Here is a 20,182-nt window from a genome sequence, read left to right as displayed (position 1 = left end):
CAACTTATTATCTTAACAACTATGTATAAGGAAAATAACATGAGTAAGAAGAAGATCAGTATCAATGCAAAAATTCAACAGTTTGAACAGGATAGCTATGTCGACCCTAAAGGTAAAACACTTACGACTTCACTAGGGGTTCCTGTAGTTGATAATCAGAATAGTCTTAAAGTAGGGGAGCGTGGTCCTACACTGTTAGAAGATTTTCTATTGCGCGACAAACTAATTCACTTTGATCGTGAGCGTATACCAGAACGTGTTGTCCATGCTCGAGGATTTGGTGCTCATGGATATTTTGAACCTTATAAAGGCAATGAAAAATGGACTAAAGCCAAATTTCTGACTGATACCAGCAATCCTACCCCTATTTTTGCGCGGATATCTACAGTTCAAGGTGGACGAGGCTCAGCAGATGTTGTTCGTGATGTTCGAGGTTTTTCTATTAAGTTTTATACGCAAGAAGGAAATTATGACTTAGTAGGAAACAATATTCCTGTTTTCTTTATACAAGATGCTATTAAATTTCCTGATTTTGTCCATGCTGTCAAGCCAGAAGATCCGAATGAAGTCCCGACTGGACAATCAGCACATGATACCTTCTGGGATTTCATTTCTTTAAATACCGAAACAGCACATATGACAACTTGGGTGATGTCAGATCGTGCTATTCCTCGTAATTTGCGTTCTATCCAAGGTTTCGGTGTACATACATTCAGACTTATCAATGCGCAAGGCAAAGCTCATTTAGTCAAATTTCATTGGACTCCAAAGCAAGGGGTTGCTCAAGTCGTATGGGACGAAGCATTAAAACTGAATGGCAAAGATCCTGATTTCCATCGACGAGATCTATGGGATGCAATCGAAAATGGAAATTATCCTGAATGGGAGCTAGGAGCTCAAATTTTCACGGAAGAAGAAGCTTCTGAATGGGATTTTGATGTTTTAGATCCAACTAAGCTTGTACCAGAGGAATTAGTACCTGTAACTCCATTAGGCAAATTTATATTGAACCGTAATACAGATGATTTCTTTGCCGAAACGGAGCAAGTTGCTTTTAGCCCAGCGAATATTGTATCTGGTATAGATTTTAGTAATGATCCTTTACTTCAAGGAAGATTATTTAGCTATACAGACACCCATCTACATCGTTTAGGTACAGCTAACTTTAACCAAATTCCAATTAATAAACCTGTATGCCCTTTTCATACCAATAGACGTGGTGGATTTGCTAACCATGAAGTTTACAAGGGAAAAGCAAATTATGAACCAAATTCAGTGGATGATAATTGGCCACGAGAAATTGGGCAGCAAGAAGGGGGATTTAGTTCTTATCCTGAACATGTGGAAGCAAGTAAATTACGTATTCGACCTGAAAGCTTTGCAGATCATTTCTCACAAGCGACACTTCACTATATGAGTTTGAAGAAGCATGAACAACAGCATATTAAAGATGCTTATGCATTTGAACTCTCTAAAGTTCAAGATGAAGAAATTCGTCAACGCGTGGTTGATCGAATTCTAGTAAATATCGATAAGGATCTCGCGACATACGTTGCAAATGAGTTAGGTTTAAAACTGTCTGATAAGCCAGCGATTAAAAAACAGAGTAAAGTTAAAATTTCAGAAAAACTTAGCATTGAGGCTTTCCCAGCATCAGATATTAAACAACGTAAAATTGCAGTACTTGTGCATAATGGTGCAAATGCAACTTCTGTAGATGCCGTGAAAGCATGGGCTGAAAGTGAAAATGCGGTTGCAGAAGTTTTAGCTCCAAGTGCAGCTCCAGTTAAATCTAAAGATGGAAAAGAAATAGCAGTAGATGGTCGACAAAATGGTGAGCCGTCAGTTACATATGACGCAATTGTTGTTATTGATGGCGATAATCTAGAAGCATTTAAGGCTGATGGAGTTGCAAAACACTATGTTCTTGAAACGTTTAAACATCTTAAACCAATTTATTTGCTTGGAGATAAAGAAAACCTTCTCGAATACTTTGGTATCGAACAAGATGATGCTATTTTTAGTAGTAAAACCTTTAAAGATCATCAAGATAAATTTAAGAAAGCGATACAAAATCACAGACTCTGGTCTCGAGAGGATATAGTAGCAAGTATCCCAGCATAAAAATAAGAGAAGCCTAGATTCACTATCTAGGCTCTTTTTTTTTAGGTAGTCATGATAGGTTTATTGATCGAATTATTTTGATTGGTCTTAAGTAAATATACCGTGAATAATCTGAGCACAGTTCATCATAGAGCTTTTAGACTCGTAATTCGAGCGACGTTAGATCGCTACTTGATTGGTTTCTATTTATGGCCTTGAGTAATTTGATACAAAGCTAATTTTGATTTGTCTAGAGAATTGCTATTCTTGAGCTAGCGCTTGAAAATTTGAAATGTGAAACCGCCATACATATTTGTAAAAGTAATTCTATGAAAGATAATAAAAATGGGAAACAAACTTTGAGTAATGAACGGTTTCCTTTTGAAACGTCACTCCCGATACTACAAAAATCTAAGTTGGGGCATCATTTCTTTAGAGTGCAAAACTCACATATATCCATGGATCTTATTGAACTGATTCGTGAAAGAAAGTCATGATCGGTGTAATCGATGTGGCAACCAATCAAATTGAAACACTTGACGAAATGGTGAACACTTTGCGTAAAGTTTTGCAATTTGTCGATGCTGATAAGCTATACCCTTCAACCAACTGTGGAATGATACCACTGTCTCGTCACGTGGGACGTGACAAACTTGAAGCCTTAAGTATGGGTTCAGCGATCTTAAACTAAGAAGTTAGTGCTTTAGCTGAGTTTATTTTCTACATTCAAGATGGATCATCTGTGCAATCACCTATATCCTAGGTTCGCACGAGTTTAGCAATTTATATTTGAGAAGAGAAAAATGGTTGAAGCTTCAGACTACAGAAACGCAATGTCTTTATTAACCACTGCAGTCAATATTATTACAACAGCTGGTGAAACAGGACAGCATGGTTTCACGGCTTCTGCTGTATGTAGCGTTACTGATTCACCTGCTACGCTTTTGGTGTGTATGAATCAATCATCCCGATCTCATCAGTATTTTATTGAGAACAAAGTTTTATCTGTCAATGTGCTCAGTTCTCAACATGAGTCTCTTTCAAATGCTTTTGCATCGAGTCAATTGAGTGCAGAACAACGTTTTGGATTAGCCCAATGGGGTAAATTGAAAACAGGTTGCCCGGTTTTAAAGGACGCTTTAGTCAGTTTTGATTGTGAGATTGAGCAAATTCAACGAGTGGGCACACACAGTATTTTTATTTGCCGAGTTGTAGCCATTCAACAAAGCTCGCAAGAGGAAAGTCTTGTCTATTTTAATCGATCTTATCATCAGGTGAGTGCAGAAGAGGAAGTTTAATGAGCTAGAGCAGCAAGATTTTCAATCGTTTCTTATAATGATTATAGAAATAGATCAGCGTTTGATTAATGATCTTGGGAAAGATGGTGAATCGTAAGCCTCGAACAGTGAGCTTTCATAGTGTGAGGTTAAACCCAATGGATATTACTCGAATCGTTTATGGTCATACAGAGTGAATGATCTTTCTCTTTGGGATGAAAAAAGAAAAGTATTATTTTCAAAAATTTGAAACCAATTAAATAAGTTTTAAAAAAAAATCAGTGTTTTATATTTAATTTATTCTCTTAAAGAAATATATTAACTTTTAAATCTGGAAATTCGATTGTTTTTATAAATACTTTCGGTTTTACCAATTTAATCATCTTTTGTATTCTCTATTTCAATGAAGCAACACTCTCACAAAGAAATAGAGGAAAACACATGAGTTTAATCAATACTGAAGTCAAACCATTCAATGCAACTGCTTATCAAAATGGTGAGTTCATTGAAGTTTCTGAGCAAGATTTTAAAGGTAAATGGTCTGTTGTCTTTTTCTATCCTGCAGATTTTACATTTGTATGTCCAACAGAATTAGGCGATCTTGCTGATAACTATGCTGAATTCCAAAAGTTAGGTGTAGAAATTTATGGTGTATCTACAGATACTCATTTCACACATAAAGCTTGGCATGATACTTCAGATGTGATTGGTAAAATTCAGTATCCACTTATTGGTGACCCAACGTGGACATTGTCTAAAAACTTTGATGTATTGATTGAATCTGAAGGTTTGGCAGATCGTGGTACATTTGTAATTGATCCTGAAGGAAAAATTCAAATTGTAGAGATTAATGCAGGTGGTATTGGTCGTGATGCTCAAGAACTTCTTCGCAAAGTGAAAGCGGCTCAATATGTTCATGCCCACCCAGGCGAAGTATGTCCTGCGAAATGGAAAGAAGGTGATGCTACACTTGCACCATCAATCGATCTTGTAGGTAAGATCTAAATTAAGTTGAAAAGTAAAGAACCAGCACGATGTGCTGGTTTTTTATTAAGAGGCATAACCTTCTTGATTTTGTGCTGCTTGTCGTAAACCTTCAACCAAGTGGTCGATGAGTTTTTCCATCACGAGTTGTTGTCCTTTACGTGATGCATAAACAAGTTGCACAGTCCCTATATTTGAGCACCAGTCAGGTAAGATGTGTATAAGCCGTCCTGCTGCCAAATCCTTTTGCACTGTAAGATAAGGTAGATCTGCAATACCTAATCCATCCATCACTGAATAATACACACCAGCCAAATCATTACTTTTAATACGTGGTTGTAATGGAATTTCAATGAGATCATGCCCTTCAATTCGGTGCAAATTCCATTGATAGTGTGTTTTTTGAGTTCCTAAAACAATTGTTGGAAAATCATTGATTTCAGTTGGATATTCTAAAACACGACCCTGTAAAAGCTCAGGGGTTGCCACTAAACAATGAGTGGTTTTGATGACATCACGAACCACGATGGTGGAGTCTTCATTGGCAGAAAAATTAGTTCTGATCGCCAAGTCAATATCATCGTGCAATACATCTACGCGTCGGCTGGTTAATTCCATCTCGACTTGAACTTTTGGATAGCGCTTCAAAAAATCATTGAGTAAAGAGCGAATTTGATAACGCATCATTACGGGTGGGCAACTAATTTTAACTAGACCCTGAGGTTCACTTTTCTGTTTAAGTAAAACATTATGAGCGCAATCAACTTGGTTGATTACTTTTTCACATTCTTGAAAAAATTCTTGACCTAAAGGCGTTACTTTGAAATGGCGAGTAGAACGTTGAATGAGTGTGACATTAAATTTTGCTTCGAGTTCTAAAATACGTCGACTAAGCTTTGATTTAGTTATATTTGACGCGTCACTAGCAGCACTGAAACCGCCGTATTTAACGACCAAATAAAAATAGTAATAGTCATCAAATGAATGCAATTTTCACCTCGACGCCTGATCCGATAAAGTTTAAGCATAGGTTAAACTAAGCCGTGCAAGAAATCATCTTGGGTTTTGAATATGGTAAAAAAAAGCGACCCAAAGGTCGCTTTTATTAAATATTATTTTTTAGTGGTGTTCTTTACATAGCTAACCATTAAGTTTTTATAGTCAGGAATATGCTCACCGAATAAAGCACCTAAACCTTCGATATCATTACGCCAGTCACGATGTAACTCACCTGCAGCACCAAACCATGTCATAAGTTGAGCACCTGCTTGAGACATGCGGTTCCATGCAGCATCGCGCGTAATTTGGTTGAATGTACCAGATGCATCAGTAATCACGAATACATCAAAGTCTTCAGCAAGAGCTGAAAGTGTAGGGAATGCAACACATACTTCAGTCACAACACCAGCGATGATCAGTTGTTTTTTACCTGTCGCTTTAACAGCATTTACAAAATCTTCGTTATCCCAAGCATTGATTTGACCTGGACGCGCGATATATGGAGCATCAGGGAACATTTCAACTAATTCTGGAACGAGTGGACCATTAGGACCATCTTCAAAGCTTGTTGTTAAAATTGTCGGCAAGTTAAAGTATTTTGCTGCTGCTGCGAGTGCTAAAACATTGTTTTTAAACTTATCAGGATCGATATCACGTACAAGAGAAAGAAGACCTGTTTGGTGATCGACTAAAAGCACTACTGCATTATCTTTATCTAAACGAACGTAAGGTTTGCCCATTATTATTAGCCTCTATGATGTTAGTAAGTGTGAATACGTATCAATGAACTCATATTCAGTCACCAGTTATATTAGACTGAAAATGAGATAAATTTGTGACCATTTTTAGGATAATTAGTCTTATTAATAGGAATATTGTAATCATGAATTTCAAATTTCAGTGAATAGTCACATATATGAATTAATTTAGATTATTATAATCATAAAAATAGGAATCTGTGTGGCAGTAAAGCTCTTTTTATTTTCTGTGCAAAGTCTAAAATGAGCGCATGTTCATCCTATCGAATATAGGAGTAAAAGATGAAAAGAGTAATTGGGGTTTATCGTAACCAACATACACATTGGGTTGGTGATGGTCTGCCAGTGCGTAACTTATTTTCTTATGATCGGTTAGGTCAAGCACTTAGTCCTTTTTTGTTATTAGATTATGGTGCACCACATCACTTTGAGCCAACGACACGTCAGTTAGGTGTTGGTTCACATCCTCATCGCGGATTTGAAACAGTGACTATCGCCTACCAAGGTGGTTTGGCACATAAGGATTCCAGTGGTGGTGGTGGTGTTATCGAGGCAGGAGATGTGCAATGGATGACTGCTGGGGCTGGATTGGTTCACGAAGAGTTTCATTCTCCTGAATTTGCTCAAAAAGGTGGAATTCTTGAAATGGCACAGCTTTGGGTCAATCTACCAGCCAAAGATAAAATGACTCAACCACGTTATCAAGCGATCACATCTCATGATATTCCAACAATTACCATGGATGATGATGCTGGTCACATCCGTGTAATTGCGGGTGAGTTTGGTGGTCATTATGGTCCTGCTGAAACATTTACTCCAATAAATGTGTGGGATGGTCAGCTTAAAGCTGAGTATGAAACATTCATACATGTTCCTGTAGATCACAATGTATTGGTTGTAGTGTTGAATGGTGAACTCGTAATTAATGGGACTCAAAAAGTTCTAGACAGTTCAATTGTGATGTTTGCTCGTGATGGTGAGGCAGCAATTCAATTGCAAGCATATAAAGATACACAATTTTTAGTGCTTACAGGTGAGCCACTAAATGAGCCAATTCAAGGGCATGGACCATTCGTCATGAACACCAAAGAAGAAATCATTCAAGCTTTTCATGATTTCAATAATGGTAAATTTGGTGAAATTGCACGTTAATTGGAACGACAAAAGCGGAAATATCATTTCCGCTTTTTTTGTGATCATCATTTTAAAAAAATAAAGGACCTCTATCCCACACAACAGAGGTCCTTATACGCTGTAATTTATATTTATTTTCTAGATCACATTTTATTTGTGCTTCTTATTAATGTGATGTAGTTCTCATTTTCAAAACAATGATAATGCATTTTTTTTAAGCTGTAAACTAAAAAATTAAATTATTGGTGAAAATATCTATTTTGTTTTTAAACATATTTTTTGATTTCTTAAAAAATACAAGTGTATTAAATATTTAGCGTATGACGAATAGTGTAGCAAGAATTTTACGTAAATTTATTTGATTAAAAATTAATCAAAAACAAATAAAATCTGGAAGTTTTTAATAGCAAGTTTCAAAGTGTTCTATCGCATAATTAAAAAAATTTTTAATGCTTGGATCATAATTTTGAAAATTGCAGTGATTGGAAGTGGTATGGCAGGGTTGGCAACTGCGAGAATTCTCAAGGATGCTGGTCACCAGATCACAGTTTTCGAGGCGCTTCCAGGGCGTGGTATGGATAGTTATAGTCTTGAGTATGAAGGTGGGATTATTGATTCGCCATTACGTGTCATGAATCCAATGCTCTGGAAAAATACATTGAGTCTTGCCACACATTTGGGTCTCAACACTTTTCCAGTACGTACATATATGTCATGTAGCTGGTTATTTGAAGATAAAATCGAAACTTGGCTGACAACATCACGTTCACGCATAGGCAACTTTCCAATCATTAACAATCGAAAAGGATTAAAGCAATATGGCATCCGTTTAGTGAAAGGGATGTTACAACTTAGATCTGCATTGAAGCAGTTTTTTAAATCTAAAAATCAAGATATCACTTTAGATGAGTTCGTTAAATATAATCAAATAGAAGAAGTATTTTGGAATGGGGCAGTCATGCCTGTCCTATTTACCATTTGTACATGTGATGCCAAAACCATTGGTGAATGGCCAGCGAAACCATTGTTGATTTTCTTACGCCAACTGACGGATGGAGATGCACTTCTTCGAATTCAAGGTGGGACGCCAGCTTTCGTTGATAAATTGCTGGAAGATATCGATTTAAGAAGTGGGCAGCCTATTACTCGTGTACAAGAGCAGGGTGATTTAGTCTATGTGGAAAATGAAGCAGGTGAATCTGACTTATTTGATCGCGTGATTGTCGCGACACCAACAACAAAAGTTCATGAGTTTTTAGATGCTGAACAGTTTGCGGATGATATTGCACTTCTCAAACAATTTAAGTTTGTTGATGGTGAATTGGTCATTCATACTGATTCAGTGGTAATGCCTGTGAAGCGTAAAGATTGGTGCGTATTGAGTTATATGATGGATCGTAAATTTACTAAACAGCATTTCACTGTTTGGCTGAATTCGATTGAGCCAACATTAGTGGGTAAATCTCCTGTTTTTCAAACTTGGAATCCAGTAATTGAGATTGATCCTAAAAAAGTAATACATAAAGTGAAACTCACTAGAGCTGTTGTAGACCGTCATACTCTACCACTAACGCATGAGTTGAGTGCTCGTCACCAACAACAAGGTCGTAAAGTATTTTATTGTGGCTCTTGGTCATGTGATGGATTACCAATTTTGGAGTCAGCGGTGACTTCAGCAATGGATATAGCAAAATTACTTGATGCGCCGTTACCATTTTTAGGTTTAAAGCCTAAGGTACAGGTTGCACCAGAGTTAGGATATTAAGGGATTGAATGAAGAAGCTCCAAGCATGGATGAAAGCACCTCAACATAAATACGCGATCAATGCAGTTTTATTGGGGGATCACCGTAATTGTGCTTGGAGTAATTTAGGTCTATGGCAAACTGACCAGCTGAATTATCCACAAGCCTGCGAGTTACTCGCAATAACCCTTGCTCAATCTATCGATTTAAATTCAAAAGATAAATTAATTGATTTAGGTTGTGGGCAAGGTGCTAGCCTAATTTTATGGAAAGAAAAATTTCAAATCGAATACTTGGAAGGAATTGAATTACAAGAATATTATGTAAATCATACGCGTAAGTTTTTACCTCATGTCAATCGGATCTCGCAGGGAACATTTTTAAATTTAGAATCTAGATCATTTGAATTTAAATTTGATGCGGCAATTTGCATCGATGCTGCTTATCACAGTAATTTGAATTTATTTCTTCGTTCTGTAGATGGTATTTTGAATTCAAAAGGACGCTTAGCATTTCATTATCTTGCTTTGAATTCAAAGTTCTATACTTTGAGTCCTCTAGCGCAATTGAAAGTTAAATTATTATTAAAAGCAGCTGACGTTCAACTGAACCATTTGCACTCATTCGATGAAACGAAATCAATCTTAGTGCAAACGGGTTTTAGAGATATACATATTCAAGATTTGAGTCACGAGGTATTTGCAGGATTTGCAACGTATATTCAGAGTGATATTTTTAAAAATAACATCCAAGCTTATTCGTATCACGTTTTAGATTTGGCAAAAATTAAGATGACAGCAAAGTTGTGTGCGAAACTTTATCAAGAGGGAATCGTACGATATGTACAAGTGAGAGCAAGTAAAAAATAAATCATCAAAAACAACAAAGCCTCACTAAAAAGCGAGGCTAAGTATAAAATGGTGCCGGCACACGGATTCGAACTGTGGACCTACTGATTACAAGTCAGTTGCTCTACCAACTGAGCTATGCCGGCAACGTGGAGAGAATAATAGCGTTTTTTCACTAAAACGCAAGTCAAAAATTAATCGATTAATTAAAATTGAGCAGGATGAATTGTTTTTGCTTTATTTTTGATCGTCTTTTCTCCTCATTTTATAGTGATGCCAGTCATAGCGTGTACAGGCATCTTGAGAAAATTTTATAGGATCAGCTATTTGTTTTTTAGAATACGATCAAGGTCTTGTGCACACTCTTCAAGAGTATAAGCCATATCAAATTGCATTTGAGGTTTTAACTCTTGTGCTAATTTTCTCCATTGCTCAATTAATCTTAGCGCTTTTTGAATTTTGTGTTTATTCACATCTTTAGCGATAGTGGGTGTGTAGCCACCACGTTTTGCATTTTTAATTTGTTTTACATAGTTGGCGCTGTTATTCATATTATCTCCGGAATAGCAGGTTCTATATTTAAATAGGTGTGCAAAAATCATCTATTTGAATAACGTTGTTAGGTTGTTCAGCTCCCTAAGTATTGTTTTTATTAACTTAACATGATGTTGATGACAGTAAAATGAAGCGAGATACGTGCCAAAAGCGAAGTTTTAGGCGAAAAAAAACCGAATCTCATGATTCGGTTTTTTAAATTCTGGCGGTGAAAGAGGGATTCGAACCCTCGATACGCTATTAACGTATACACACTTTCCAGGCGTGCTCCTTCAGCCACTCGGACACTTCACCAAGGCGTGCGATGATAACTAAAAAAAAAGCAGATGCCAAGTTGAAACAATTGATTTAAAGAAAAAGTTTTTAGCCAGTGATATGATTGCCGAAAAATTCTGTCGAATGCATGAAGACTAAAATATGCAAAGCACTGCAAAAAAAGCCGCACTTCCTGCGGTAACATTGGCAGCATTAGGGGTGGTGTTTGGTGACATTGGAACCAGTCCTCTGTATGCATTGCGTCAATGCTTCCTTACGGCTCATATTGCAATTACTGAGGCAACCGTTCTGGGCATTTTGTCGCTCATTTTCTGGTGCATGATGCTCACCATCAGCTTTAAATATGTCTCAGTCATTATGAAGGCAGATAACAATGGTGAAGGCGGTATTATGTCGCTTCTTGCCTTAAATCTACGTTCAACTCGTATTGCAGATCAGCGCAAAATTTATCTCATTGCCTTGGGCTTTATCGGTGCATCACTGTTTTTTGGTGATGGCATTATTACCCCAGCAATTTCTATTTTATCCGCGATTGAAGGTTTAAGTATTGCGACTCCGATGTTTAATCAATGGTTATTACCATTGGCCATCGGTATTTTAACAGCACTGTTTTTAATTCAGCGCCACGGCACGGCGACCATGGGTAAGTTCTTTGGACCAATCACATTATTGTGGTTTGCATCAATTGGACTATTAGGCTTATGGAGTGTTATGCAAACACCGTTCGTGTTGGCAATGATCAGTCCGCATTGGGCGTTTGGCTTTATCATCAACCAACCTTTTGTTGCATTCCTCACGATGGGTGCCGTCATTTTAACGATGACGGGGGGTGAAGCACTATATGCAGATATGGGGCATTTTGGTCGTATGCCTATTAAGCTTGCTTGGTTTGTGATTGTATTGCCAAGTCTAGTTTTTAACTATGCGGGTCAAGGTGCTTTACTTTTACGAGATCCAAATGCAATTGAGAACCCATTTTATCTGTTAGTCCCTGATTGGGCTTTATTTCCAATGATTGGTCTTGCAACCGCTGCTGCCGTGATTGCGTCTCAAGCGGTGATTACGGGCGTATTCTCAATGGTCAATCAAGCGATTCAATTGCGCTATTTACCGCGTTTAACCGTGCAACATACATCTGATGTTGAACAAGGACAAATCTATGTCCCGTTCATCAACTGGGTATTATTTATTTCAGTCATTATTCTCATTTTATTATTTGAAAATAGCGCGAATCTTGCCAGTGCCTACGGTGTAGCAGTGACCATGACGATGCTGTGCGGTACGATTTTAATTTCGATTTTAGCTTATGGCGTTTGGCGCTGGCCTGTTTGGAAAGTAGCCCTTTTTGCTGTGCCTTTATTGATCATCGACCTCATTTTTGTTGCTTCGACTTCTTTAAAAATTGTTGGTGGTGGATGGGTGCCAATCTTGATTGGTGCAATTGTATTTACTGTTTTAATGACGTGGAAAGATGGCCGTCAAATCGTACTTAATAAGCTTGAGTCTGATGCGTTACCTATTGATCTCTTTATTCAAAGTGTCAAGATGAGTGATGAAACTCTGATCGTTCCTGGGGATGCAATTTTCCTCACAGGAACACCTAATATCGTTCCACATGCGATGTTGCACAATATTAAGCATAATAAGGTTCTACACGAACGTAATATGATGATTACGGTCATTACTAAAGATGTACCTTATGTACCTGATATTGAGAGAATTCGTGTAGAAAAGATGGATAATCGATTCTTTAGGATTTTTGTATATTATGGGTTTAAAGACCAACCCAACATTCCAGTCGCGCTGAAAGCGGCATATGAGCAGTTAAATTTTGAATTTGATATGATGCAAATTAGTTTCTTTATTTCACGTGATCGTCTGATTCATACCGTGGGAGAAGGAATGGCGCCATGGCGTGAAAAATTATTTATATCAATGCAGCGGAATACCAGTCCTGTGAGTGATTTCTATTTAATTCCACCAAATCGCGTGGTCGAAATGGGAAGCCAGATCGAAATCTGAGTAAGCGTTTGCTAAAATTTTGGATATAAAAAACCGCCTCAAAGGCGGTTTTTTATTAAGCCTAATACCTTACTCAGCCGCTGGTGCTTCTACAGGCGCTTCTTCAGTTGCATTTACTTCAGGTTGAGCTGGAACTGCAGTTTGTGCTTGAGGAGCAGTTTCTTCTGCTTCAGCAGGTGGTAAGTTTCCAATAGGCGCTTTCGCATCAGCAGGCGCTTGTGTTGTAGCACCTTCAGAAATAACTTTCATCTGACCATTAGCTAATACTTCTTGTAAAGTACCAGGCTGACCATTCACTGTTGTTACGACTTTAGCTTTAGAAAGGCTTTCCAAAGTTTCGCCAGCTTGAACTGGTGGCTCAGCAAATGCACTTGCACTTGCCAAAGATAAACCCATTACTAATGCTGTCAAAGAAGTATGTGCTAATTTCATAGTGTCCTCACTTTCAATTCTTTTAATTTACTAAATAACTTTTATACCATCTCACAAGTAATTGATGTAATTCAATCAAATACACGTAAAACCTTAAAGAGTATTAAATAACTATTCTATAAAAACAACAATTTGTTACTTATTTTGAGTGATATTTGAACGGAATGCGAAGATCCTTTATTCACTTGAAAATTCACTTGATGTACTTCAAATTCATAGCTTGTTAAGCTGTGGCCGGTTTTGAATAAAGCCCACGCATTGGGCCAGAAGTTGAACACGGAATGAATAGGTAATCTGAGTTTGAATAATATTGTGGTAAAAGCTGTATTAGGTATTGTTGCAGCAGGAAGCTTTGCAATTGCTTTCGGTCAAGAAAAGTTGTCTTCATATCTGCCATTTTCAGGTTCGGTTAATAATACAGCTTGTCTAAATCAATTTTATCGCCAAGAGCCACCTTATTTAATCAAAGAGAGCTTAAATAAAGATCGCTACCCATTATGCTTTAATGGATTCACCACTATGTATTCTGGTGTCTCAAAAACACCATTATGGGTAGCTGAATATCTGAATCCAGATCGGCTGAGCCAAAAAATAAAAAGAGAAGACAGTTTCCATGAGGAGACTCGTGTAGCAGAAAAGCATCGAGCATTATTATCAGATTATCGTGGGTCGGGATATGACCGTGGTCATATGGCTCCAAATGCTGATATGCCAAATAAAGCTGCACAGTACGACAGTTTTTCTTTAGCCAATATGGTTCCTCAAGCTCCGCAGAATAACCAACAAATCTGGCGAGAAATTGAGGAAGCGACACGTGCAATCGTTACGAAGCAGAAACATGATGTGTATGTGATTACCGGGCCTGTATATAGTGGCAAAAAACTGAAAACCATTGGACGCGGTGTTATTGTTCCAACAGCGGTGTTTAAAGCCGTATATATACCTAAAACAGGTGCTATTGGCGCATATTACGCTCCAAATAATAATTCACTACAGATGCAAGTGGTCAGTGTATGCCAGTTAGAAGAAGTGCTTGGCATGAATCTGTTTCCTCAACTTACATCTGAGCAAAAGCGTAATACTTATAAATTGCCATTAAAAGCCAATCAGGTCAAAGCTCAACAAGCGATAGAGTATTCGCACTGGGATGCCGAAAGCCAATGTGCAGTTGATATCTCAACAGATCAACTCAAAGCGCTGCAAAAAGAGTTTAGTAGTCAAAGCGTACCTGTCAATACAACCGTAACGAATCAAGAGGCTAAGATCGATGAACAAGCACAAGATGCAATCGTGAAAGAGTTGGTTCAAGCGTTGTTGCAATATTTATTACAAATCCTTAAATAAAAAAGCTCGAATTTGCCCTGAAGATTCATTTATCTTCAGGGATTGATATTTATAAACATAAAGAGATTTGCCATGTTTAAGCCTTTTGAAAATGGGACTGAGTCACATTCGATACATGATCTGACGCTTGAAAATGATCTTGATCGTGTGAGTATTTATGGCAACTTACAAATCACCAAAGATCAAGCCGGTTTAGCCGCTGCGAAAGCGTTAAAACAATATTTAGATGCAATGGTCATCTATTTAGAAGATCAAAAAAATTTAGCAGAAAAAATAGAAACGACGGCTGAGAATGAAATAGAAAATCCATTCTTGTGATTCATTAATCATCTTTAGAATGATGGCTTAGATTGACAATCATGAACTGCGAATATGATGTTGAATACGCCACTGCTGGGGCGTCATCTTCATCCACTGACGAAATGCGCGTTGGAATGCACTTTGTTCTGAATAACTGAGCAATAACGAAATCTCATGTAAGCTGAGATAAGGATCTTGTAAATATTGAATCGCTAGAAGTTTGCGGACTTCTTGAACGCGCTGCTGATAGGTATCACCTTGATTTTGTAAATGGCGCTGAAGTTGTCTGACTGACATTCCCACTTGTTCTGCGACAGTTTGAATTTGATAATTGTGTCTTTGGATTCCAATCAGAATGGCTTGCTGTAACCGCTCATCGATTTGTGTGTTATTGGGGAGTCGACTTAACAAATCTTGAGCTTGCTGCATCAGGAGTTTTTGTAAAGTTTGATCAGCTTGTTTAATCGGTGCTTGTAGGAGCTGGCTTGGAAAAGTAAGCTTGACATGAGGCTGAGAGAATTTTACTTTGCTCTGAAAAAAACGCTCATAAATCGCAACATTTTTTGGTGCTGGAAAGCGAAAGTGAATTTCTTGAATATGTAAATGCTCAATACCCGCATAACGTTTTAGAAATTCAACCAATAATGCCATCGCAATTTCATCCGTGATTTGTGTCGACAAATGCATCGGCAAATCTTCCCAACGTACGCTAAATACGCCTTGCTCCAGATCGACGGCGAGAGGTGTACCATCATAAATTAAACGATGATATTCATGATAACGGGTGAGTGCTTCTGCTAGGTTATCGCATGATAAAGCGATATACGCGATAATGCCTAAATGTTGTGGTTTGACCCATTGAGCAATTTCTAACCCTAACGCAGGTTGTGGGTGTACTTCATAAATTTCATTTAATATTTCACGCCAAATGCTAAAGTCAAAGCGTTCGGCTTGCTGAATACTTGCCAATTTTGCAGAAATAGGGAGACCGTTCTCTTCACAATAATTATGTAAGAGATGTCCAAGTCCACCATGAACCGAGCCTGAATAGTCCTTTATCTGCTGCATGTGATTAATACTTTTCTTGTTTTATCAATTGAAATCACGATGAGTTATTAAGCCTGTTTTTACAGTGCCATACAAGCGCTTTTTCTACCATACGACATTGAAAAATATGTCGTGATTTGTCAATGAAAATTTTATCTTGCGTCAATGGTTGAGAGCTTGAGTTAGATATATTGAAAGAAAAGAAACAGGGATTTTGAACATGATTAAAGGTTTTGTTGCAGGCTTAATCATTGCCAATGGATTTGAATGGGTCGCGCATAAATATGTTCTACATGGTGTACACCGTCCGGGTAAAGCGAGGTTTAGTCCTGTGCCTAAAAATATGGAATCTCATTGGGCACATCACCGTGAAGTTAGAACACAAGATTTCCATGATGAGGGTTATGTAGAGGGAATCTCAAATTGGCGAACAAAAAATGAAATCGTATCATTGGGGATTGTTGCTGCTGTATTTGGAACAGCATTTTATCCAATCTCGAAAGGCATGAGTTTATCCGTGCTTTATAGTGCTTGTAACTACTACTACACGCATCGCAGAGCTCACCTCGAACCTCATTGGGCAAAAAAGAAAATTCCTTGGCACTATGACCACCATATGAACGCCAATCAAGATGCAAATTGGTGTGTCACTAAGCCTTGGTTTGATTACATTTTAGGGACACGCGTCATTTCAACGCCAGATTTGAAGGAAGATAACCCTTTAGGGGTGCAGTTACCGTCTTTTATTTCAAAACGAGTCAATCATATCGTTGAACAATATTTCCCCGCAAAGTGGGTTGAGCAGAAAGCAGCGCGCTCCGATATTTCAAAAAAAGCTTTGGCTATAGTGGAGTAAGTCAGATTAGATATGGAATTGGCTGAATTGACGTCTGATTTGTCATGTTTGGTCAATAAAATATGTAGCTTTTGTCAAGATTTCGTGCAGATCTGTCATTTATGATATGAGATGAATAAATCGGAGAATGAAAATCTGATGGTAGAACTCTCCAGTTTATCGCTTTGCATAACGAACCAAGCGCTGTTTTTTCTTGGTTTTTAGGGCCTTCGGGCTCTTTTTTTTGCAAAAAAAGAGGCATTTGCCTCTTTTTTATGGGGCATGATTAAAGACGCATTTCAATGCCTTGTTCAGCTAAATATTGTTTTGCTTCCGGGATAGTGTGTTGACCAAAGTGGAAGATAGAGGCTGCAAGCACTGCATCAGCACCCCCTTGTAAAATTCCGTCTGCTAGATGTTGAAGATTACCCACACCACCTGAAGCAATCGTTGGAATCGTTACACGATCATTAATCTGACGCATCAATGCTAAGTCATAACCAGCTTTTGTACCATCTGCATCCATTGACGTAATGAGCAATTCGCCTGCGCCGTATTCTGCCATTTTCACAGACCATTCAATCGCATCGATACCCGTTGGTTTGCGACCACCATGTGTGAAAATCTCCCACTTATTTTCACCCGTTTTTTTTGCATCAATCGCAACTACAATACATTGTGCACCAAAACGTTGAGAGGCTTCTTGAACGAATTCAGGATTAAAGACAGCAGCTGAGTTAATACTGACTTTGTCTGCACCAGCGTTAAGCAATAAACGAATATCTTCAACTTTACGAACACCGCCACCTACGGTCAGTGGTACAAATACAGTTTCAGCCATACGCTCAACCGTACGGTAAGTGGTGTCACGCCCATTAGATGTTGCAGTGATATCGAGAAAAGTAATCTCATCTGCACCTTGTTCGTTATAACGACGTGCTACTTCAACTGGGTCGCCTGCATCACGAATATCAAGGAATTGAACACCTTTTACAACTCGACCGTTATCTACGTCGAGGCAAGGAATAATACGTTTAGCAAGCATAATTTTTTCCAAAAATAACAGCCGATTATGAAACTTACAGACTTTGGTGCTACACCTTGGTAGTCGGAGCAGGTATTCTATCAAAATAATGTAAGTTTTTTCGCAGGTTTTTTTATGTCGGTTTATACCACTTTGACTTTAAAGGAAGTTCAGGATTTTGCTACGCCTTATGGATTAGAGGTGATTGACCTGATTCCGATTCAAGGAGGTATTCAAAATACGAACTATTTTCTAGTTTGTGCAGATCAAACCGAATTTGTTTTAACAATTTTTGAAGATATGGATAAGCAAGGCGCAGGTGAACTCGTCCCTGTACTTGAGCATCTGGGTCATGCCGGTCTGCCTGTGCCTGTACCTTTGAAACATTCAGGACGTTCGATTCAGATCTTAAAAAATAAACCTGCACAAATTGCGCCTAGAATGCGTGGCAAGCATCCTATGCCTTCATCACTTGAACAGGTTCAGTCCATTGCTATTGCACAGGCTCAAATACATGTGGCTCTCGATAACTTTCCCTTAGAGCGCGCAGAGTATCGTAATCATGATTATTGGTTAAGTGTGGCTCAGCAGCTTCGACCTACGTTAAATCCAGCCGATCAAGTATTATTAAATAGTTTGTTAGGTTTATATGACGCTCTTACCGCAATGTACCCTGATCGTCCACGAGGTTTTATCCATTCTGACCTATTTAGAGATAACACTTTATTTGAAGGGGCTACTTTAAAAGGGATACTCGATTTTTATGAGTTGAATAAAGATGAACTTTTGTTTGATATCGCCATTACGATGAATGATTTCTGTACGGAATATCCAAGTGTTCATTTGAATGAGGAAAAGGCCTTAGCATTCTTGGAGGCTTATCAAAGTGTACGTGAAATGACCAGTGATGAAAAATCATGTCTAGAACTCTATTTAGCGATGGCAGCTGGGCGTTTCTGGATGATGCGTTTGCTAGTGGCTCAAAAGAACAAAGAAATGGGGCGTGTTGGCGAAGATATTTTGCAAAAAAATCCTTTAGAAATGCGCAATATGCTGGTTGAACGATTAAAATTTGTAACAGCTTAAAAAATTTAAAAAATCTGGGGGAAATATGCGTGATCAAGGTCGTCTAGTTGAATGGTTTGATGAAAAAGGCTATGGATTTATTCAACCCAATGATTCATCCAAAGATCGCGTTTTCCTTCACATTAAAGATTTTGCCAAACCAGGCCCAAGACCGATTCCAGGTTGTGCTTTGGAGTATATCGTTCAATTGGATGGTCAAGGTCGATTTAAAGCGAAACAAGTAACATACTTAAAAGCGACTCAGGCAAAAAAAGTAAAAACGAAGCCGCGTCATTCACCAGTTACTCAACAAAAAATGCAACCGATGCAAGTAGCGATTATTGCTTATATCTTGACGCTTGCTACATTAGTCCTATTGGGGCTATTGAGTATGATGGTGGTGTTGGTCATTTTATTGATGAACCTGATCACCTATGGCTTATATGCACACGATAAAGCGGCGGCTCAACAGGGGAGTCAACGTGTACCAGAAAATACATTACATGTGGTTTCTCTATTAGGAGGATGGCCGAGTGCTTGGCTTGCTCAGCAACGCTTGCGTCATAAAACACAAAAACAACCATTTCGAAAAATTTATTTCTGTACTATAGCGTTTAATATACTGATTATTTTATGGATAATTTCACCATTTAATGGTTTGAAATTATAAAGCCTCAAAAAAATTAAAAAGGTGACTTTATGAATTATACAGCTGATCAAGATCCAAACCGCAGCTTAACGATTTTACTTTATATCCTGTATATCATCGCTATTTTTTCAGCAGGTATTTTGGCGGTTATTGCGCTAATTATTAACTATTGGAAACGATCAAAGGTACAGGGCTCAATTTTTGAAAGTCATTTTACTTGGCAAATTCGTACTTTTTGGTGGTATTTAATTTGGAATATCATCGCGTTCCTGCCGTTTTTGTTCTTATTCTTCACGGGTGACAATCCTAATGCCTTTGCTGGTGTAGCACTGGGTGCAACAACATTCTGTATCGCAGTGATTGGTTTGTCATGGGTTTGGATTGTTTATCGTGCGATCAAAGGAATTATTAAGGTCAATGATAACGAGCCAATGTATCAATAATTAAAACTCATGAATGGGGTGGTGTCATGATTATTGAGCATGTTCATTTAAATATCAAAATGAACCAGAGTGAGGCATTCGAAAATGCTTTTAAATTAGCTAAAGACATTATTTCACCAATGAAGGGGCTAAATGCGGTTCAGCTGATTAAAAATACGAATAATGAACATGCTTATATTTTACTGATTTACTGGAACAAACTTGAAGATCATACGGAAGGTTTTAGGCAGTCAGAGGCGTATTTAAAATGGAAGGAACTCTTGCATCCCTTTTATGCGCCTATGCCTGAAGCACAGTATTTTCAACCATGTATGATGTTAAAGCTAAAAGAGCCCCAATAAGC

General features: G+C 38.0%; 20 protein-coding genes, 2 tRNA genes and 1 pseudogene. 15 read left to right on the top strand and 8 right to left on the bottom strand.

Features of this window, described 5'->3' with window-relative positions:
• Positions 1–39 precede the first annotated feature (39 nt).
• The 4 genes and pseudogenes from AC1M89_RS05680 (at position 40) to ahpC (ending at position 4,385) form a co-directional block, all read left to right on the top strand.
• Positions 40–2,124, top strand: coding sequence for a catalase (locus AC1M89_RS05680; RefSeq protein ID WP_481591877.1), 2,085 nt, complete (start codon positions 40–42; stop codon positions 2,122–2,124).
• Positions 2,125–2,360: 236 nt separating this feature from the next.
• Positions 2,361–2,794, top strand: a pseudogene (locus AC1M89_RS05675) (uroporphyrinogen decarboxylase/cobalamine-independent methonine synthase family protein); the annotation flags it as partial.
• A gap of 112 nt (positions 2,795–2,906) precedes the next feature.
• Positions 2,907–3,401 (top strand): flavin reductase family protein, encoded by a 495-nt coding sequence (locus tag AC1M89_RS05670; protein WP_035267597.1) that lies wholly within the window; start codon positions 2,907–2,909, stop codon positions 3,399–3,401.
• Positions 3,402–3,821: 420 nt separating this feature from the next.
• Entirely contained in the window at positions 3,822–4,385 is a 564-nt protein-coding gene (gene ahpC, locus AC1M89_RS05665) for an alkyl hydroperoxide reductase subunit C (protein WP_035267594.1), read from the top strand.
• 45 nt (positions 4,386–4,430) lie between these two features.
• Here ahpC and AC1M89_RS05660 read toward each other — a convergent pair whose 3' ends face one another.
• Together AC1M89_RS05660 and ycaC are read right to left on the bottom strand one after the other, a co-directional pair.
• A complete protein-coding gene (locus tag AC1M89_RS05660; RefSeq protein ID WP_481614026.1) occupies positions 4,431–5,354 on the bottom strand; it encodes a LysR substrate-binding domain-containing protein in 924 nt (307 codons plus the stop codon).
• 122 nt (positions 5,355–5,476) lie between these two features.
• Positions 5,477–6,103, bottom strand: coding sequence for an isochorismate family cysteine hydrolase YcaC (ycaC, locus tag AC1M89_RS05655; RefSeq protein WP_035267592.1), 627 nt, complete (start codon positions 6,101–6,103; stop codon positions 5,477–5,479).
• 300 nt (positions 6,104–6,403) lie between these two features.
• On the opposite strand from ycaC, the gene AC1M89_RS05650 reads away from it, so the two are divergent.
• The 3 genes from AC1M89_RS05650 (at position 6,404) to AC1M89_RS05640 (ending at position 9,868) form a co-directional block, all read left to right on the top strand.
• On the top strand, positions 6,404–7,273 hold the full coding sequence (locus tag AC1M89_RS05650) for a pirin family protein (RefSeq protein ID WP_035267590.1): 870 nt from the start codon (positions 6,404–6,406) through the stop codon (positions 7,271–7,273).
• A 448-nt stretch (positions 7,274–7,721) separates the two neighbouring features.
• Complete coding sequence (locus tag AC1M89_RS05645) at positions 7,722–9,020, top strand: FAD-dependent oxidoreductase (RefSeq protein ID WP_481591878.1); 1,299 nt, start codon at positions 7,722–7,724, stop codon at positions 9,018–9,020.
• An 8-nt stretch (positions 9,021–9,028) separates the two neighbouring features.
• A complete protein-coding gene (locus AC1M89_RS05640; RefSeq protein ID WP_035267587.1) occupies positions 9,029–9,868 on the top strand; it encodes a class I SAM-dependent methyltransferase in 840 nt (279 codons plus the stop codon).
• A gap of 49 nt (positions 9,869–9,917) precedes the next feature.
• Here AC1M89_RS05640 and AC1M89_RS05635 read toward each other — a convergent pair.
• From AC1M89_RS05635 to AC1M89_RS05625, 3 genes are all read right to left on the bottom strand, one after another.
• Positions 9,918–9,993: transfer RNA gene (locus AC1M89_RS05635), tRNA-Thr, on the bottom strand.
• Between the two features lie 177 nt (positions 9,994–10,170).
• Positions 10,171–10,398: a hypothetical protein gene (locus tag AC1M89_RS05630; protein WP_035267585.1), complete on the bottom strand. Its 228-nt coding sequence runs from the start codon at positions 10,396–10,398 to the stop codon at positions 10,171–10,173.
• A 207-nt stretch (positions 10,399–10,605) separates the two neighbouring features.
• Positions 10,606–10,696 (bottom strand) — tRNA-Ser (locus AC1M89_RS05625).
• A 123-nt stretch (positions 10,697–10,819) separates the two neighbouring features.
• Here AC1M89_RS05625 and AC1M89_RS05620 point away from each other — a divergent pair.
• Positions 10,820–12,700: a potassium transporter Kup gene (locus AC1M89_RS05620; protein WP_035267583.1), complete on the top strand. Its 1,881-nt coding sequence runs from the start codon at positions 10,820–10,822 to the stop codon at positions 12,698–12,700.
• A gap of 69 nt (positions 12,701–12,769) precedes the next feature.
• Here AC1M89_RS05620 and AC1M89_RS05615 read toward each other — a convergent pair whose 3' ends face one another.
• The gene (locus AC1M89_RS05615) at positions 12,770–13,132 is read right to left on the bottom strand and encodes a hypothetical protein (protein WP_228133254.1); all 363 of its coding nucleotides are present in this window, start codon (positions 13,130–13,132) and stop codon (positions 12,770–12,772) included.
• A 300-nt stretch (positions 13,133–13,432) separates the two neighbouring features.
• Between AC1M89_RS05615 and AC1M89_RS05610 the strand changes: the two genes are divergently transcribed.
• Together AC1M89_RS05610 and AC1M89_RS05605 are read left to right on the top strand one after the other, a co-directional pair.
• Positions 13,433–14,476, top strand: coding sequence for a DNA/RNA non-specific endonuclease (locus AC1M89_RS05610; RefSeq protein WP_481591881.1), 1,044 nt, complete (start codon positions 13,433–13,435; stop codon positions 14,474–14,476).
• A gap of 72 nt (positions 14,477–14,548) precedes the next feature.
• Positions 14,549–14,794 (top strand): hypothetical protein, encoded by a 246-nt coding sequence (locus tag AC1M89_RS05605; protein ID WP_179999072.1) that lies wholly within the window; start codon positions 14,549–14,551, stop codon positions 14,792–14,794.
• A 39-nt stretch (positions 14,795–14,833) separates the two neighbouring features.
• On the opposite strand, the gene AC1M89_RS05600 is transcribed toward AC1M89_RS05605, so the two are convergent.
• Entirely contained in the window at positions 14,834–15,844 is a 1,011-nt protein-coding gene (locus AC1M89_RS05600) for an AraC family transcriptional regulator (protein ID WP_481591882.1), read from the bottom strand.
• Between the two features lie 199 nt (positions 15,845–16,043).
• Here AC1M89_RS05600 and AC1M89_RS05595 point away from each other — a divergent pair, with 199 nt between their 5' ends.
• Positions 16,044–16,679, top strand: coding sequence for a sterol desaturase family protein (locus tag AC1M89_RS05595; protein WP_180028773.1), 636 nt, complete (start codon positions 16,044–16,046; stop codon positions 16,677–16,679).
• A 265-nt stretch (positions 16,680–16,944) separates the two neighbouring features.
• On the opposite strand, the gene hisF is transcribed toward AC1M89_RS05595, so the two are convergent.
• Positions 16,945–17,703, bottom strand: a complete 759-nt coding sequence (hisF, locus tag AC1M89_RS05590; protein WP_035267573.1) for an imidazole glycerol phosphate synthase subunit HisF — start codon at positions 17,701–17,703, stop codon at positions 16,945–16,947.
• Between the two features lie 114 nt (positions 17,704–17,817).
• Between hisF and AC1M89_RS05585 the strand changes: the two genes are divergently transcribed.
• Genes AC1M89_RS05585 through AC1M89_RS05570 form a run of 4 tightly spaced genes read left to right on the top strand, consistent with a single transcriptional unit; the run spans position 17,818 to position 20,180 of the window.
• The gene (locus tag AC1M89_RS05585; protein ID WP_481591883.1) at positions 17,818–18,768 is read left to right on the top strand and encodes a homoserine kinase; all 951 of its coding nucleotides are present in this window, start codon (positions 17,818–17,820) and stop codon (positions 18,766–18,768) included.
• Positions 18,769–18,793: 25 nt separating this feature from the next.
• Positions 18,794–19,417 carry a DUF1294 domain-containing protein gene (locus AC1M89_RS05580; RefSeq protein ID WP_035267569.1) on the top strand — a complete coding sequence of 208 codons (624 nt, stop codon included), beginning with the start codon at positions 18,794–18,796 and terminating at the stop codon, positions 19,415–19,417.
• A gap of 29 nt (positions 19,418–19,446) precedes the next feature.
• The gene (locus AC1M89_RS05575; protein ID WP_035267567.1) at positions 19,447–19,839 is read left to right on the top strand and encodes a DUF4870 family protein; all 393 of its coding nucleotides are present in this window, start codon (positions 19,447–19,449) and stop codon (positions 19,837–19,839) included.
• A gap of 26 nt (positions 19,840–19,865) precedes the next feature.
• The gene (locus AC1M89_RS05570; protein WP_035267565.1) at positions 19,866–20,180 is read left to right on the top strand and encodes an antibiotic biosynthesis monooxygenase family protein; all 315 of its coding nucleotides are present in this window, start codon (positions 19,866–19,868) and stop codon (positions 20,178–20,180) included.
• Positions 20,181–20,182: the final 2 nt, after the last annotated feature.

The sequence above is a fragment of the Acinetobacter sp. ANC_7635 genome, assembly GCF_056779945.1.
This window is presented reverse-complemented; position numbering and strand designations above follow the sequence as displayed.

Coding starts and splice junctions, on each gene's coding strand:
- AC1M89_RS05580 (WP_035267569.1), top strand. CDS start 18,794: ATGCGTGATCAAGGTCGTCTAGTTGAATGGTTTGATGAAAAAGGCTAT.
- AC1M89_RS05605 (WP_179999072.1), top strand. CDS start 14,549: ATGTTTAAGCCTTTTGAAAATGGGACTGAGTCACATTCGATACATGAT.
- AC1M89_RS05670 (WP_035267597.1), top strand. CDS start 2,907: ATGGTTGAAGCTTCAGACTACAGAAACGCAATGTCTTTATTAACCACT.
- AC1M89_RS05575 (WP_035267567.1), top strand. CDS start 19,447: ATGAATTATACAGCTGATCAAGATCCAAACCGCAGCTTAACGATTTTA.
- ycaC (WP_035267592.1), bottom strand. CDS start 6,103: ATGGGCAAACCTTACGTTCGTTTAGATAAAGATAATGCAGTAGTGCTT.
- AC1M89_RS05595 (WP_180028773.1), top strand. CDS start 16,044: ATGATTAAAGGTTTTGTTGCAGGCTTAATCATTGCCAATGGATTTGAA.
- AC1M89_RS05600 (WP_481591882.1), bottom strand. CDS start 15,844: ATGCAGCAGATAAAGGACTATTCAGGCTCGGTTCATGGTGGACTTGGA.
- AC1M89_RS05615 (WP_228133254.1), bottom strand. CDS start 13,132: ATGAAATTAGCACATACTTCTTTGACAGCATTAGTAATGGGTTTATCT.
- AC1M89_RS05640 (WP_035267587.1), top strand. CDS start 9,029: ATGAAGAAGCTCCAAGCATGGATGAAAGCACCTCAACATAAATACGCG.
- AC1M89_RS05630 (WP_035267585.1), bottom strand. CDS start 10,398: ATGAATAACAGCGCCAACTATGTAAAACAAATTAAAAATGCAAAACGT.
- hisF (WP_035267573.1), bottom strand. CDS start 17,703: ATGCTTGCTAAACGTATTATTCCTTGCCTCGACGTAGATAACGGTCGA.
- AC1M89_RS05680 (WP_481591877.1), top strand. CDS start 40: ATGAGTAAGAAGAAGATCAGTATCAATGCAAAAATTCAACAGTTTGAA.
- AC1M89_RS05650 (WP_035267590.1), top strand. CDS start 6,404: ATGAAAAGAGTAATTGGGGTTTATCGTAACCAACATACACATTGGGTT.
- AC1M89_RS05585 (WP_481591883.1), top strand. CDS start 17,818: ATGTCGGTTTATACCACTTTGACTTTAAAGGAAGTTCAGGATTTTGCT.
- ahpC (WP_035267594.1), top strand. CDS start 3,822: ATGAGTTTAATCAATACTGAAGTCAAACCATTCAATGCAACTGCTTAT.
- AC1M89_RS05570 (WP_035267565.1), top strand. CDS start 19,866: ATGATTATTGAGCATGTTCATTTAAATATCAAAATGAACCAGAGTGAG.
- AC1M89_RS05620 (WP_035267583.1), top strand. CDS start 10,820: ATGCAAAGCACTGCAAAAAAAGCCGCACTTCCTGCGGTAACATTGGCA.